Annotated in this window: 11 protein-coding genes; 3 read left to right on the top strand and 8 right to left on the bottom strand. The window is 69.7% G+C overall.

Features of this window, described 5'->3' with window-relative positions:
• Positions 1–207: 207 nt before the first annotated feature.
• Positions 208–1593: a sigma-54-dependent transcriptional regulator gene (locus VK92_RS16430; protein WP_048027423.1), complete on the bottom strand. Its 1386-nt coding sequence runs from the start codon at positions 1591–1593 to the stop codon at positions 208–210.
• Positions 1575–3074 (bottom strand): sensor histidine kinase, encoded by a 1500-nt coding sequence (locus VK92_RS16425; RefSeq protein WP_048027424.1) that lies wholly within the window; start codon positions 3072–3074, stop codon positions 1575–1577. The genes VK92_RS16430 and VK92_RS16425 overlap by 19 nt, the downstream gene beginning before the upstream one ends.
• 193 nt (positions 3075–3267) lie before the next feature.
• Here VK92_RS16425 and VK92_RS16420 point away from each other — a divergent pair, with 193 nt between their 5' ends.
• Positions 3268–4224: a mannuronate-specific alginate lyase gene (locus VK92_RS16420; protein ID WP_048027426.1), complete on the top strand. Its 957-nt coding sequence runs from the start codon at positions 3268–3270 to the stop codon at positions 4222–4224.
• Between the two features lie 199 nt (positions 4225–4423).
• Here VK92_RS16420 and VK92_RS16415 read toward each other — a convergent pair whose 3' ends face one another.
• The 6 genes from VK92_RS16415 to xylA form a co-directional block, all read right to left on the bottom strand.
• Positions 4424–4753 (bottom strand): hypothetical protein, encoded by a 330-nt coding sequence (locus tag VK92_RS16415; RefSeq protein WP_021163235.1) that lies wholly within the window; start codon positions 4751–4753, stop codon positions 4424–4426.
• A 38-nt stretch (positions 4754–4791) separates the two neighbouring features.
• On the bottom strand, positions 4792–6027 hold the full coding sequence (locus VK92_RS16410) for a sugar ABC transporter permease (protein WP_021163236.1): 1236 nt from the start codon (positions 6025–6027) through the stop codon (positions 4792–4794).
• Entirely contained in the window at positions 6024–7583 is a 1560-nt protein-coding gene (gene xylG, locus VK92_RS16405) for a D-xylose ABC transporter ATP-binding protein (RefSeq protein ID WP_048027430.1), read from the bottom strand. Before xylG ends, VK92_RS16410 begins: the two co-directional genes overlap by 4 nt.
• 60 nt (positions 7584–7643) lie before the next feature.
• Complete coding sequence (gene xylF, locus VK92_RS16400; protein ID WP_021163238.1) at positions 7644–8672, bottom strand: D-xylose ABC transporter substrate-binding protein; 1029 nt, start codon at positions 8670–8672, stop codon at positions 7644–7646.
• Positions 8673–8787: 115 nt separating this feature from the next.
• A complete protein-coding gene (xylB, locus tag VK92_RS16395; RefSeq protein ID WP_048027431.1) occupies positions 8788–10266 on the bottom strand; it encodes a xylulokinase in 1479 nt (492 codons plus the stop codon).
• Positions 10267–10270: 4 nt separating this feature from the next.
• Complete coding sequence (gene xylA / locus VK92_RS16390; protein ID WP_048027433.1) at positions 10271–11593, bottom strand: xylose isomerase; 1323 nt, start codon at positions 11591–11593, stop codon at positions 10271–10273.
• Between the two features lie 264 nt (positions 11594–11857).
• Between xylA and VK92_RS16385 the strand changes: the two genes are divergently transcribed.
• Positions 11858–13051 carry a XylR family transcriptional regulator gene (locus tag VK92_RS16385; RefSeq protein ID WP_021164181.1) on the top strand — a complete coding sequence of 398 codons (1194 nt, stop codon included), beginning with the start codon at positions 11858–11860 and terminating at the stop codon, positions 13049–13051.
• Between the two features lie 27 nt (positions 13052–13078).
• Positions 13079–14167: an aldose epimerase family protein gene (locus tag VK92_RS16380; protein ID WP_048027434.1), complete on the top strand. Its 1089-nt coding sequence runs from the start codon at positions 13079–13081 to the stop codon at positions 14165–14167.
• The last annotated feature ends 87 nt before the right edge of the window (positions 14168–14254 follow it).

Genomic DNA, 14254 nt, shown 5'->3' with positions numbered 1-14254 from the left:
CGGCGGCCGCGAACGCGCGGTGCGTGGGGTCGACTTCATGGCGGGCTCCGGCAACGGGTTGCGATGCCGTGATATCTGCAACACGCGTGCCAGCACGCATATGCCCGCCGGGCCGTGTATCGAACGATGAACCGTGCAACACGTGTCGGGATTCCCGACACGTATTACCCGCCGTTGTCGGGAATCCCGACAGGCGTCATGGCGCCGCTACTCGTCGCGCTCGATACCCAGATGGGCCATGCGCGCATAGAGCGACTGACGGCCGATGCCGAGCTGCCGTGCCGCCTCCGCGCGATTGCCGTTCGCGCGCTCGAGCGCGCGCAGGATCGCGGCGCGCTCGACCGCCGCCAGCGCGTCGGGCAACGGCATGTCGAACAGCGGCGCAGGCAGCGCGAGCGTGTCGCCGCCGGACGCAAGCCCCGGCACGACGCCGAGCCCGAGATCGGCCGCGCCGATGGCCGGCCCGGGCGCCAGCGCGGCCGCCCGCTCCATCACGTTGCGCAGCTCACGCACGTTGCCGGGCCAGCGATGATCGAGCAACGCCCGCTGTGCGTCGTTCGTCAGGTGCAACGGGCGCGCGCCTGCCGCGCATGCCAGGAAATGCGCGGCCAGCGGCAGGATGTCGGCCACGCGATCCGCGAGCGGCGGCAGGTGCAGCGGAATCACGTTCAGCCGGTAGAACAGGTCTTCGCGAAACGTGCCGTTCGCGACGGCCTCGGCGAGATCGCGGTGCGTCGCGGCCACGACCCGGATGTCGATCGCCGTCGGACGATCCGCACCGAGCGGCGTCACCTCGCGCTCCTGCAGCGCGCGCAACAGCTTGGCCTGCATGGCGGTGGGCATGTCGCCGATCTCGTCGAGAAACAGCGTGCCGCCGTCGGCCTCGACGAGCCGCCCGGGGCGATCGACGTGCGCCCCCGTAAATGCGCCGCGTCGATGCCCGAACAGTTCGCTTTCGAGCAGGTCGGCCGGAATCGCCGCGCAGTTGACCGCGACGAACGGCCCGGCATGCCGCATCGACGCGGCATGCAGCACGCGCGCCGCCACTTCCTTGCCGGTGCCCGTCTCGCCGGTGACGAGCACGGTCGCGTCGCTCGTCGCGGCCCGGCCGATCTGCTTCTGCACGTCGCGCATCGCGGCGCTCACGCCCAGCAGCCGGGGGCGGGCCGATGCGGGTTCGCGCGCAAACCCGCCATCGTGCGGCTCGACGGCCGCCGGCGGCGCGTTCGCGGAAACGATGCGCGCGAGCAGTTGCGCGATGTCGCGACGCCCGATCGGCTTGGTCAGGTGATCGAACGCGCCGAGCCGCATCGCGTCGATCGTGTTGTCGCTGGTCGCATGCGCGGTCAGCATCACGACAGGGATCGCGGCCAGCGCCGGATCGTCGCGCAGTTGCGCGAGCACCGCGAGCCCGTCCAGGTCCGGCAAGCGGAAATCCAGAAAGATGCAGTCGACGCGGCCGCCGTCGCGCAGCGCGCTCAACGCCGCGCGCCCCGCTCCGGCTTCGACGACCCGATGACCGAGATCGGCGAGCGTCTCGGCCAGGCCGTCGCGAAATGCCGCGTCGTCGTCGACTATGAGGATGGTTGCCATGGGATTTCAATGACGAAGGATGCGCCGTGCGGAACGTCGTCGAGCCAGGCCTGGCCGCCATGCGCCGCGGCCACTTCGCGGACGACGGCAAGACCGAGGCCGGTGCCGTCCGCCCGCCCCGTCACGAACGGCTCGAAAATCCGCTCGCGCTGTTCGGCGGGAACCCCGGGGCCGGTATCCGACACGGTGATCCGCAGCCAGTCGCGTCCGCCGAACGTGCGACGCGCGGCGGCGAGCGTGACCGCACCGCCGTCGCCGGCATGGCGCAGCGCGTTGAGCAACAGGTTGTCGAGCGCGCGACGCATCTGGTCGGGATCGAACATCGGGAACGCGGCGGGCTGCGCAAGGCGTTCGCCCTGCTCGCCGGGCAGCCATGCGAGATCGATCGCCTGCCGCTGCGCGAGCTCGCGGTGCGTGTCGACGACCTGCGCGAGCCACGCGTCGACGTCGACGCGCGTCGCATGCGGGCTGACCGGCTGCGTCAGCGCGAGCAGGCCCGACAGTTGCGCATCGATGCGTTCGATCTGCGCCAGGATCACGCGCAGCGCGTCCTGCTGCCGTCGGCTGTCGCCGGCCAGCGCGTTTTCGGCTTTCAGCCGCATCGCGCCCATCGGGTTGCGAATCTCGTGCGCGACCTGCGCGGCCAGTTTGCCGAGCATCCCGAAGCGTTCCGCCTGTGCGAGCCGCGTGCGGAGTTCGGCGGCCTGCTGTTGCAGTTGCTCGGCGCGCCGTGCATGCGCGTTGAACGCATCGATGATCCGGTCGAGATCGGGCTCGCCGACATACGGCAGCTGCGGCGCGCGGCCGTCGGGCGCCAACCCGGCTTCGATCCGCGCGAGATTGCCCTTCCAGCGCCGCAGCGCGATGGCGAGCGCCGCCGCGATCGCGAGAATCACCGCGAGCACGCCCGCAAGGCCCGTCGCCAGCAGCTCGCCGTGCCGGCCGAGCGGTGGGCGGGCGCGCGTCAGCATCCAGACGAACAGGCCCGACCCGGCGCGGACCGGACACGCCGCCGCGATCACGGCATCCTGCGCGCCCTCGACCGCATTCGACGCCGTGGCACGCGTCGCGGCGGCCGCGCGCAGCGTGCGGAGAATCAGCGGCGTTTCCGCGTCCGGCACGTCGCGCTTGATGCCGCTGCCTTGATAAGTCGGAAAGGAATACGCAAGAAAACCGCTCGCCGCGGGTGCGCCGCCGGCCGTCCAGAAACCGCCTTCCATGTCCGGCGCGCGCGCCAGGACGATATCGAGGATCGCATGCATCAGTGCCGAATCGGGCTGCGCGCCGGCCTGCGCGGCGGACGCATCGTAGCGCGACGCGACCGCTTCGCAGGCCGCTTCACCCGCGGCCCGCGCGCCGGCGATCTGCTGCCCTTCGGCGGAACTGGCCATCACCCAGACAACCGCGACGAGCGTCGCGCAGAGCGTCGCGACGAGCGCCCAGAGCATGACGAGTTGAGTGGAAAACGGCGGACGCTTCATCGGATCGGGCAGGCGGTCGAGGGCGACAGGATAACGTAAAGCATACGACGCCGGGACCCGCGCCGCCGGCCTGCCGGATCGGGCAGGACATCGCGCCGGCCGGCAACGGCCGCCATCAGGAAAGGCCGCTGAAAGATCGAAGCGCTAGACTGCCTCCGGCTCGACGCCCCCAACCCGCCCCCTCGAGGACCGCATGCGCGTCATTTCTTTCCGAAGGCTATCGGTCGCGTTGTTCACCGTCGGCGCGCTGCTCGGCGCCGCGTCCGCCAGCCGCGCATGCGACGTGCCCGCGCCGGTGCGGACAATCGATCCGCCCGGCTATTACGACGACCCGACCGGTTATGCGCGCGACGTGAAGCCGATGCGCGATTTCATCGCGAAGCTGAACGCGGCGGCGGAACACGCCGACTGGTCGTGCGCGCTGACCCTGCTCGACAGCTGGGCGCAAGCGGATGCACTGATGGGCAAGATCACCGGTTATCAAGGGTATGACGAGCGTTCGTGGGCCGGCACCGACTTCGCGATGGTGATCCTGCGCATGCCGCGCGGCATGCGCGAAGCGAACCGCGCGCAGTTCAACGCAATCGACCCGTGGCTCGAACGCATCGCGATCGCCACGCGCGATTCGGAAGCAATCAACCACCTGCACAACAACCTCGTGTACTGGGCGGGCCTCGACCTGATCGCCATCGGCACCGTGACCGACAACGCGAGCCTGATCGATTCCGGCCTGCTGCGGGTACGCGAAGGCATCCGCGACATCGGCGCCGACGGTTCGCTCGCGCGGGAGGTCAAGCGCGGCAACCGCGCGCTGCACTATCACACCTTCGCGCTGCTGCCGCTCGTGTTCGCGGCGGAACTCGTGCAACGGCGCAAGATCGACCTGTACCGCGAGAACGGCGGCGCGATCGGCCGCCTCGCCAACCTCGTGATCGACGCGGTGGAAAATCCCGACAGTTTCAGGACGATCACGCCGGTCAGGCAGGACCTGTTTCCGTGGACGTTCCGCGACGAGCTGAGCTGGGTCGAGCCGTACTACGCACGTTTTCACGATCGCCGCCTGCCGGCGATCATCGCGCCGCGCCGCCCGTTCAGCGAATGGCGGCTCGGCGGCGACGTGAGCGCGGTGTGGGGTGCACCGCTGCCGTAACGGTCGCCGCGCGCATTCGGGAGGTTTCGCCGCCGCGAACCGCCGCGACGGCGAAGCGAGCCGGGCCATGATCACGGATCGTGTCGACGCCCGCTTCAACCGATTTCCAGTGCGAAATTGTTCGGTCGACACGCAACCTCGCGCAACCTCGCACAACCTCGCACAAACGGCGCGCCGGCGAGGCCAGGCCATTCACGTATCAGCGTGCAGCGCCCGGAACGGGCTCGTTCATCGCATCGCCGTATCGCTCCGCGCGCTCGACGATGCGAGCGAGCCGGATGATGTCGGTCAGCGCGAAATCGTTCGCGTCCGGCCTTGGACGATCATGCTCGTCCGCCACGCGCATCGCGAACGCGAGCGCTTCCGAGCGCTCGCGCAACAGCGTGCGCAGCGCATCCGCGATGATCCGGCGGTCGCGCGGATCGCCGAGGCCGAGCGCGGCCCCGCGATCGTATTCGACGGCCGGCGCCGCGAGCGGCGACGCCGTCAGCATGGAGATCCCGCGCATCGGTACCGTGTTCCGTTTCATGTCCACCTCTCGTTGACGGGCGGCCAGCGCACGACGCTTCACCGCCGGTTCGACCGCGACACCACGTCGATCCACACCGCCAGCACCAGCACCGCGCCCTTGACGATCATCTGCCAGTACGCGTCGACGTCGAGCATCGACATGCCGTTGTCGAGGCTCGCCATCACCAGCGCGCCGATCAGCGCGCCGTACACGGTGCCCGAGCCGCCGCGCATCGACGTGCCGCCGATGAAGCACGCGGCGATCGCGTCGAGTTCGCCCATCGTGCCCGCCGACGGCGAACCGGCCGCGAGCCGCGCGGTGTTCACGATGCCCGCGAACGCGCACATCAAGCCCATCAGCGCGAAGATCGCGAGCTTCACGCGGTCGGTATCGACGCCGGACAGCCGCGTCGCCTCGAGATTCGAGCCCACCGCATAAATGCGCCGGCCGAACACGGTCTGCGTCGCGATCCACGAGAACACGCCGAGCAGCGCGAGCAGCAACAGCACCGGTACCGGGATGCCGCCGTAGCGGTCGAGCGTCGCGACGAACGCGAACAGCACGGCCCCCGCGCCCACGATCTTGACGGCGTCCTGCCACAGCGGCGCGACCGCGAGCCGGTAGCGGCGCCGCGTGCCGCGCTGGCGCACGACCAGCAGCGCGACGAGCGCGAACAGCAGCAGCGCGAGGCCGTCGCCGGCCACGCGCGGCAGGTAGCCCTGCCCGAGGAACACGAAGCCGTCGGACACCGGGGCGATCGTCGAGCCACCCGTCACGCCGAGCAGGATCCCGCGAAACGCGAGCATCCCGCCGAGCCCGACGATGAACGACGGCACGCGCCGGTAGGTCGACCACCAACCGTTGAAAAGCCCGATCAGCACGCCGAGCGCGAGCACCGCCGGGACCGTCGCGGCGACGGGCCAATGGCGGTTCACGTCGAGGATCGCCGCGACGCCGCCGAGCAGCCCGAGCAGCGAGCCGACCGACAGGTCGATCTCGCCCGCGATGATCACGAACACCATCCCGCACGCAAGCATCCCTGTGATCGACATCTGCCGCAGCAGGTTCGACACGTTGCGCGGCGTGACGAACGCGCCGTCGGTCAGCACCGAGAAGAATGCCCAGATCGCCGCGACCGCGAGCAGCAGCGCGAGGATCTTGTAGCGCACGAAGACCTGGCGAAGCTGGCTGCCGGTCGAGCGCCCGGCCGGTTGCCCTGCTTCGTGGCCGCTTGAACGGCGCGCATCCGCGTCCTGCGTCGCCGGGGTCGAGGAAGAAAGTTCGGAATTCATGTCGCACTCGCTGCAATGGGTTCGGTCGGCAGCCGGCCGGATTTCAGCGCGGCGCCGAGGATCTGTTCCTGTGTGAGGCCGTCGTTGACGAAGTCGCCGCGCAGCTCGCCTTCGCCGATCACCAGCACGCGATCGGCGAGCCCGAGCACCTCGGGCATTTCCGACGACACGACGATCAGCGCGACGCCGCGCTTCGCGAGCGCGAACACGAGGCGGTAGATCTCCGCTTTCGCGCCCACGTCGACGCCGCGTGTCGGCTCGTCGAGAATCAGCACCTGCGGCTCGGCCAGCAGCATCTTCGCGAGCACGGCCTTCTGCTGGTTGCCGCCGGACAGGCTCGCGATCGGCAGGAACGGATGCGCGGCACGCACCGACAGCCGCTGCATCTCGGTGCGGATCGCGTCCAGCTCGGCGGCCGCGTCGATCCGGCCGCGCGCCGCGAAGCGCCGCAGCACCGTCAGCGTGATGTTGTGGCCGACACCGAGCTGCGGCACGATGCCGTGGCGCTTGCGGTCCTCGGGCACCATCGCGATACCGGCGCGGATCGCATCGGCGGGCGTGCGGATCGACAGCGGCCGGCCGTTCATCAGCACAGTCGCCGTGCTCGCGCCCGGATACGCGCCGAAGATCGCCTGCATCAGCTCGGTCCGGCCCGCGCCGACGAGCCCGGCGACGCCGAGGATCTCGCCGCGCCGCACGCTGAACGACACGTCGTCCACCCGCTTGCGGCGCGGGTTCGTCACGTCGCGGCAGGTGACGTGGCGCGCTTCCAGCACGACGTCGCCGATCTCGTGCGGCTCGCGCGGGTACAAATCGCGAATCTCGCGGCCGACCATCATCGCGATGATCCGGTCGGTCGTCAGCGCGCGCATCGGCTCGGTCGCGACATGGCGGCCGTCGCGGATCATCGTCACCGTGTCGCACACCGCCTCGACCTCGTCGAGCTTGTGCGAGATGTACACGCACGCGACGCCGCGGCGCTTCAGGTCGCGCACGATGTCGAGCAGGATGCGCGTTTCGGACGCGCTCAGCGACGACGAAGGTTCGTCGAGAATCAGCAGCTTCGCGCGCTTGTTCAGCGCCTTCGCGATCTCGATCAGCTGCTGGTGGCCGCCGCCGTAGTTCATCACCGGCTGCGCGACGTTGATCGAGTCGATCCGCAGTTCGTGCAGCAGTGCCTCGGCACGCTGCACCATCGCCGCATAGTTCATGCGCCCGCCCGGCAGCGTGATCTCGTTGCCGAGAAAGATGTTCTCGGCCACCGACAGCTCGGGCACGAGCATCAGTTCCTGGTGGATGATCACGATGCCCGCGCGCTCGGTGTCGCGCACGCCGGACGCGACGAGCGGCGCGCCCTCCCAGCGGATCTCGCCCTCCCACGTGCCGTGCGGATACACGCCCGACAACACTTTCATCAGCGTCGATTTGCCCGCGCCGTTCTCGCCGCACAGCCCCACGCACTCGCCGGGCCGCACCACCAGGTCGATGCCGTCGAGCGCCTTCACGCCGTCGAATTCCTTGACGATGCCGCGCATCGTCAGCAAGGGTTCGGTCATTCGCTCATGCCTCGCAGTGTGCGCGCGGACGCACCGGTGGGCCGCCCGCGCGCCGCGCCGTTACTGGCTCGCCAGCTGCGCCTGGGTATAGAAGCCGTCCTTCACGACGACGTCGACGTTGCGCTTGGTCAACAGCGTCGGCTGCAGCAGCACCGTGTCGACCTTCTTCTTGCCGTTGTCGTATTGCGCGTTGAACGCCGGTTTCGTGCCCTTCGCGAGATCCACCGCGAGTTTCGCCGCTTCGCTCGCGATCAGCTTGAGCGGCTTGTAGACGGTCATCGTCTGCGTGCCGGCGATCACGCGCTTGACCGCCGCGAGATCCGCGTCCTGCCCGGACACCGGCACCTTGCCGGCCAGGTGCTGCGCGGCGAGCGCCTGGATCGCGCCGCCCGCGGTGCCGTCGTTCGACGCGACGATCGCGTCGATCTTGTTGTTGTTCGCGGTCAGCGCATCCTCGACGATCCGCAGCGCGGTCGACGCGCTCCACTCCGGCACCCACTGCTGGCCGACGACCTTGATGTCGCCGCGATCGATCGCCGGCTTCAGCACCTTCAGCTGCCCTTCGCGCAGCATCTTCGCGTTGTTGTCGGTCGGCGCGCCGCCGAGCAGGAAATAGTTGCCCTTCGGCTTCGCGTCGACGACACCCTGCGCCTGCAGTTCGCCGACCTTCTCGTTGTCGAACGAGATGTAGGCATCGACGTCGGCGTCGAGGATCAGCCGGTCGTACGACACCACCTTGATGCCGGCCTTGCGCGCTTCGGCGACCACGTTGCCGAGCGTCTTCGAGTTGAACGGGACGATCACGATCACGTCCACGCCGCGCGAGATCAGGTTCTCGATCTGCGAGATCTGCCGCTCCTCGCTCGCGTCCGCGGACTGCACGGACACCTTCGCGCCGAGCTTCGTCGCGGCCGCCACGAAATAGTCGCGGTCGCGCGACCAGCGCTCGACGCGCAGGTCGTCGATGCAGAAGCCGATTTCAGGCTTGTCCTTGCTCGCATGCGCGAGCGGTGCGCCCAGTGTCAGGATCGCCAGCGCAGCGGCGCCGGCAAGCGAGCTCAATACCGTACGACGTTTCACGGATTTCATGTCTCCATTCCTCTCTTTATTGGACTACTCCACGAACGCCGGGCAGCCGCCGAAGCCGGTCGCCCATCGTCTTGCCACCGCGCGGCACGGCTTCGTGCGGCGTGCCACGCGCCCGTCACGCGCCTGTCGCAAACACCGGTTCGAGCGCCCGATACAGCGCGCGAAACGTCGGCCGCCGCGCGTCGCGATACCACGCGTGGCGCGCCATGTCGGGCTCCCGCACCGCGACGACGGGCGGCTGCGGGCACACCGCGTCGAGCGGCGCATCCGGTTCGAGCGCGAGATGCGCGAGCCGCGCGGCGCCGAGCGCCGGGCCGACTTCGCCGCCCGCGCGCAAGGTCAGCGCGCGGCCGCTCAGGTCGGCCAGCATCTGCGTCCAGTACGCGCTGCGCGAGCCGCCGCCGATCACCGTGATGCCGTCGGGCGCGAGCCCGGCCGCATGCAGCGCGTCGATCCCGTCGAGCAGCGCGAAGCCGACGCCTTCGAGCGTCGCGTTCGCGAGATCCGCGCGCCGCGTATCGGGCGTCATCCCGTAGAACACGCCCTTCGCATTCACGTCGTTGTGCGGCGTGCGCTCACCGCTCAGGTAAGGCAGGAACCACGGGCGCTCCGCGCGTGCGTTCGCTTCCGCGTCGGCGAGCAGCGCGGCAACGCCGTCGTAGCCAGCCAGTTGCGCGGTGAAATCGACGCAGCCGGCCGCGTTCAGCATCACCGACATCAGGTGCCAGGTGCGCGGCAACGCGTGACAGAAACTGTGAACCGCCGATTCCGGATTCGCGCGGAAACCGTCCGACACCGCGAAGTAGACGCCCGACGTACCGAGCGACAACAGTGCATCGCCGGGCCGCACGATCCCGACACCCACCGCGCCGGCCGCGTTGTCGCCGCCACCCGCGACGACCGGGATCTCGCGCAACCCGAGCGCGCGTGCAACGGCCGGCAGCAGCGTGCCGGTGATGCGGTTGCCCTCGAACACGGCGGGCATCTGCGCGCGCGACAACCCGCATGCGGCGAGCAGCGTGTCGTCGTAATCGCGCTTCGCGACATCGAGCCACAGCGTGCCGGCCGCATCCGACGGATCGGTCGCGAACGCGCCGGTCAACCGGTAGCGCAGATAATCCTTCGGCAGCAGCACATGGGCGATCCGCGCGAATACGTCCGGCTCGTGCCGGCGCACCCACAGCAGCTTCGGCGCGGTAAAACCCGGCATCGCGAGATTGCCGGCGACGGCGCGCAGCGTGGGCGCGAGCCGCTCGAGTTCCGCGCACTCCGCATCCGCGCGGCCGTCGTTCCACAGGATCGCGGGGCGCAGCACGTCGCCGCGCGCATCGAGCAGCGTCGCGCCGTGCATCTGCCCGGTCAGGCCGAGCGCATCGATGGCGCGCGGATCGATGCCGGCCGCGCGTGCATCGGCGACGAGCGCCGCCAGCGCGCCGCACGCCGCGTCCCACCAGTCGCGCGGCGCCTGTTCGGACCAGCGCGGCCGCGGCCGGCTCACCGCCAGCGGCCGGCTCGCGCTGGCCCGCACCGCGCCGTCGCGGTCGAGCAGCACGGCCTTCACGCCCGACGTACCGAGGTCGACTCCGATGTACATGGTGTCAGCGCAGCCCGTAGATGGCCTGGTTCACTATGTTCTCGAGCCGCTCCTGCCCGCCGCTCGCATGCTGCGGGTTCACGCCGCGCGCGAGCGCGTCGGCGGCGAGCGATTCCAGCGTGTAGCCGCCCGACAGGATCTCGCGGCCGAACGCGCTGTCCCACTGCGCGTAGCGCTGCCGGCGCAGCGCGTCGAGCCGGTCGTTCGCGACCAGCACGGCGGCGCGCTCGAGCGCGAGCGCGAGCACGTCGATCGCGCCCACGTGGCCGTGGAACAGGTCTTCCGGATCGACGCTCTGGCGCCGCACCTTCGCGTCGAAGTTCATGCCGCCGGTGGTGAAGCCGCCGTGGCGCAGGATCTCGTAGAACGCGAGGGTCAGCTCCTCGACGCTGTTCGGGAACTGGTCGGTGTCCCAGCCGTTCTGCGGATCGCCGCGATTCGCATCGACGCTGCCGAACACGCCGAGCGCGAACGCGTTCGCGATCTCGTGATGGAACGAATGGCCGGCGAGCGTCGCGTGGTTCGCCTCGATGTTCACGCGGATCTCGTTCTGCAATCCGAATTGCGTGAGGAAACCGTGCACGGTCGCGACGTCATAGTCGTACTGGTGCTTGGTCGGCTCCTGCGGCTTCGGCTCGATCAGCAGCGCGCCCTTGAAGCCGATCCGGTGCTTGTGCTCGACGACCATCGACAGGAAGCGTGCGAACTGCTCGCGCTCGCGCACGAGATCGGTATTGAGCAGCGTCTCGTAGCCTTCGCGGCCGCCCCACAGTACGTAGTTCTCGCCGCCGAGCCGGTGCGTGGCGTCGAGCGCGTGGCGCACCTGGGTCGCCGCCCACGCGAACACGTCGGGATTCGGGTTGGTCGCCGCGCCCGCCGCGAAGCGCGGATGCGAGAACAGGTTCGCGGTACCCCACAGCAGCCGCACGCCGGTGGCCTGCTGACGCTCGCCCAGGTAATCCGTCATTCGCGCGAAGTTCTCGACGTACTCGCGCAGGCTGTCGCCTTCCGGCGCGACGTCGGTGTCGTGGAACGTATAGAACGGCGTGCCGAGCTTCGTGAAGAACTCGAACGCCGCATCCGCCTTCTGCCGCGCCCGCTCGAGCGGATCGCCCGGCTGCTGCCACGGCCGCCGGAACGCGCCCTGGCCGAACATGTCGTGCCCCGGCCACACGAACGTATGCCAGTAGCACACCGCGATGCGCAAGTGTTCCTCGAGCGTCTTGCCGAGCACCTGCTTCGTGCGGTCGTAATGGCGGTAGGCAAGCGGGTTGTCCGATTGCGGACCTTCGTAGCGAATCGCGGGAATCTGTTCGAAATACGACATGGCGTCTCCGTCCGGTTTCTTGTTGCAGTGCGGCGCGCGGCGCGTTGGCGTGCGGGCCGAATTCGGTCTGGCTGGATCGTGCCCGCGCGCCCCCGCCCCCGCAATTGCGAAATTGCGCAGCATGCTTAACGATTCTTGCCAGCGCGCTGCGCAACGCACGCGTTCCGTCCTACAATCGCCGGACACCAGACCAGCGCGCGGCACCGTCCGCGCCCCCGGAGACAACGGCGCGACGCCCCGCACGGCACGCGCCTCGAGACCGAGATGACCCGCGCCCCTTCCAGCCAGACACCGCACCGCATCGCGCTGCTGTTCAACGCCAACAAGGTCTACGACCGCGAGATCATCAGCGGCATCGGCCAGTACCTGCGCTCGACGCGCGTGGTGTGGGACCTGTTCCTCGAGGACGACTTCCGCTGCCGGCTCGCCGGCATCGAGCATTTCGACGGCGACGGCATCATTGCCGACTTCGACGATCCGGCCGTCGCCGACGCGCTCGCCGGCTCGCCGCTGCCGGTCGTCGCGCTCGGCTCGTCCTACGAGGATCCCGCGCAGTATCCGGACGGCGTGCCGTATATCGCGACCGACAACGCGAAACTCGTGTCGCTCGCTTACACGCACCTGATCGGCGCCGGGCTCGCGCACTTCGCGATGTACAGCCTGCCCGACGCGCAGCAGAACCGCTGGGCGCAGCAGCGCGAGCTGGCATTCGACCGGCTCGCGCGCGCGGACGGCCTCGACGCGCCGATCTACCGCGGGCTGTCGACGAGCGCATCGGCATGGAATCACGCGATCGAGCAGCTGATCGGCTGGCTGCATGCGCTGCCGAAACCCGTCGGCATCATCGCGGTGACCGACGCGCGCGCGCGGCACCTGCTGCAGGCCTGCCTGATCGCCGGCCTCGCGGTGCCCGAACAGGTCGCGATCATCGGCATCGACAACGATCCGCTCACGCGCACGCTGACGCGCATCCCGCTGTCGTCCGTGATCCAGGGCACCGAGGAAATGGGCCGGACCGCCGCGCACCTGCTGCACCAGATGCTGCGCGGCGTGCGTTTTCCCGACCGGCGCATTCTCGTGCCGCCCGTCGGGATCAACGTGCTCGAATCGACACGCCACCAGCCGCTCACGAGCCCCTACGTGATGCGCGCGCGCCACTTCATTCGCCAGTACGCGTGCCAGGGCATCAAGACGGAACAGGTCGCCGACTACGTCGGCGTGTCGCGCTCGCTGCTCGAGGAACACTTCCGGCGCGAACTGCAGCGCACCGTGCACCAGGAAATCCTGCGCCACAAGCTCGAAGCGGCGCAGGCGCTGCTTGCCGGCCGGCAGGCGTCGAGCGCCGAAGTCGCGATCCGCTGCGGCTTCACGTCGCTTCAGTACATGTACGCGGTATTCCGCCGCGAGCTCGGATGCACGCCGCGCGAATACCAGGAACGCACGATCGCCGCGCACTGAAGCCGGCCCTACCCATCGAATCCACCCATGCATATCGATACCGACTCTCCCCGCCCGGCGCCCGGCGTCGCACGCGTCCCTTCCGAACCGTGGGGCACGCTGCCCGACGGCGACGCGGTGCGGCGCTACACGCTGCGTAACGCGCACGGGATGCGCGTCGTCGTCAGCGACCTCGGCGCGACCGTCGTGTCGTGGCTCGCGCCCGACCGCACCGGACGCTTCGCCGATATCGTGCTCGCGCACGACACGCCCGCCGAATACGTCGAATCGGGCGCCTACCTCGGCGCGACGGTCGGCCGCTGGGCGAACCGGATCGCCGGCGCGCGCTTCACGCTCGACGGCGTCGACTACCGGCTCGACCGCAACGAGCGCGGCAATCTGCTGCACGGCGGCGCGAACGGCTTTCACCGCCAGCGCTGGGCCGTCGTCGACGACTGCGGCGGGTTGACGCTGCAACTCGATTCGCCGGAAGGCGACGCGGGTTTTCCGGGCAACGTGAGCGTGCAGGTGCGTTATGCGCTCGACGACGACGGCACGCTGACGATCGACTACACCGGCGTCACCGACGCGCCCACGCCGCTCAACCTGACGAATCACAGCTATTTCAACCTCAGCGGCCGCGCGGGCGGCGACGTGCGCGGCCACGTGCTGAGCATCGACGCCGACGCGTTCCTCGAAGTCGACGACGCGCTGATCCCGACCGGCACCGCCGACGTGACCGGCACCGCGTTCGACTTCCGGCACAGCGCGCCGCTCGGCGCGCGCCTCGACTGGCCGCACGCGCAGCTCGCGCGGGCGCGCGGGTTCGACCACTGTTTCGTGCTGCGCGACGGCGCGCACGCACTCAGGCCCGTCGCGGCGATCTACGACCCGGAAAGCGGACGCGAGCTGCTCGTGTCGACGGATCAGCGCGGCCTGCAACTCTATACGGGCAACTACCTGGACGGCCTGCGCGTGAGCGGCGGCACGCGCTGCGCGCGACACGCCGCGCTGTGCGTCGAAGCCGGCGGCTTTCCGGATCAGGTCAACATGGACGGCCTGCGCGACGCCGTCATCGTCCAACCGGGTGCCGTCTATCGACAGACCACGCAGTACCGCGTCGGCGTTCGCGCCTGACGCGGTGCACGGCGACGGCGCGGCTACGTCGCGCGCCGTTGCCCGGTCGATTCCGTTCCGCTGCACCGCACGCGCAGTGCGATCCCC

Origin of the sequence: Burkholderia sp. LK4 (assembly GCF_001043615.1) — a bacterium.
Lineage (GTDB): Bacteria > Pseudomonadota > Gammaproteobacteria > Burkholderiales > Burkholderiaceae > Burkholderia > Burkholderia cepacia.
This window is presented reverse-complemented; position numbering and strand designations above follow the sequence as displayed.

Excerpts from the sequence above, each read along its gene's own strand:
- VK92_RS16430 (WP_048027423.1), bottom strand. The coding sequence starts at position 1,593 with ATGGCAACCATCCTCATAGTCGACGACGACGCGGCATTTCGCGACGGC.
- VK92_RS16425 (WP_048027424.1), bottom strand. The coding sequence starts at position 3,074 with ATGAAGCGTCCGCCGTTTTCCACTCAACTCGTCATGCTCTGGGCGCTC.
- VK92_RS16420 (WP_048027426.1), top strand. The coding sequence starts at position 3,268 with ATGCGCGTCATTTCTTTCCGAAGGCTATCGGTCGCGTTGTTCACCGTC.
- VK92_RS16415 (WP_021163235.1), bottom strand. The coding sequence starts at position 4,753 with ATGAAACGGAACACGGTACCGATGCGCGGGATCTCCATGCTGACGGCG.
- VK92_RS16410 (WP_021163236.1), bottom strand. The coding sequence starts at position 6,027 with ATGAATTCCGAACTTTCTTCCTCGACCCCGGCGACGCAGGACGCGGAT.
- xylG (WP_048027430.1), bottom strand. The coding sequence starts at position 7,583 with ATGACCGAACCCTTGCTGACGATGCGCGGCATCGTCAAGGAATTCGAC.
- xylF (WP_021163238.1), bottom strand. The coding sequence starts at position 8,672 with ATGAAATCCGTGAAACGTCGTACGGTATTGAGCTCGCTTGCCGGCGCC.
- xylB (WP_048027431.1), bottom strand. The coding sequence starts at position 10,266 with ATGTACATCGGAGTCGACCTCGGTACGTCGGGCGTGAAGGCCGTGCTG.
- xylA (WP_048027433.1), bottom strand. The coding sequence starts at position 11,593 with ATGTCGTATTTCGAACAGATTCCCGCGATTCGCTACGAAGGTCCGCAA.
- VK92_RS16385 (WP_021164181.1), top strand. The coding sequence starts at position 11,858 with ATGACCCGCGCCCCTTCCAGCCAGACACCGCACCGCATCGCGCTGCTG.
- VK92_RS16380 (WP_048027434.1), top strand. The coding sequence starts at position 13,079 with ATGCATATCGATACCGACTCTCCCCGCCCGGCGCCCGGCGTCGCACGC.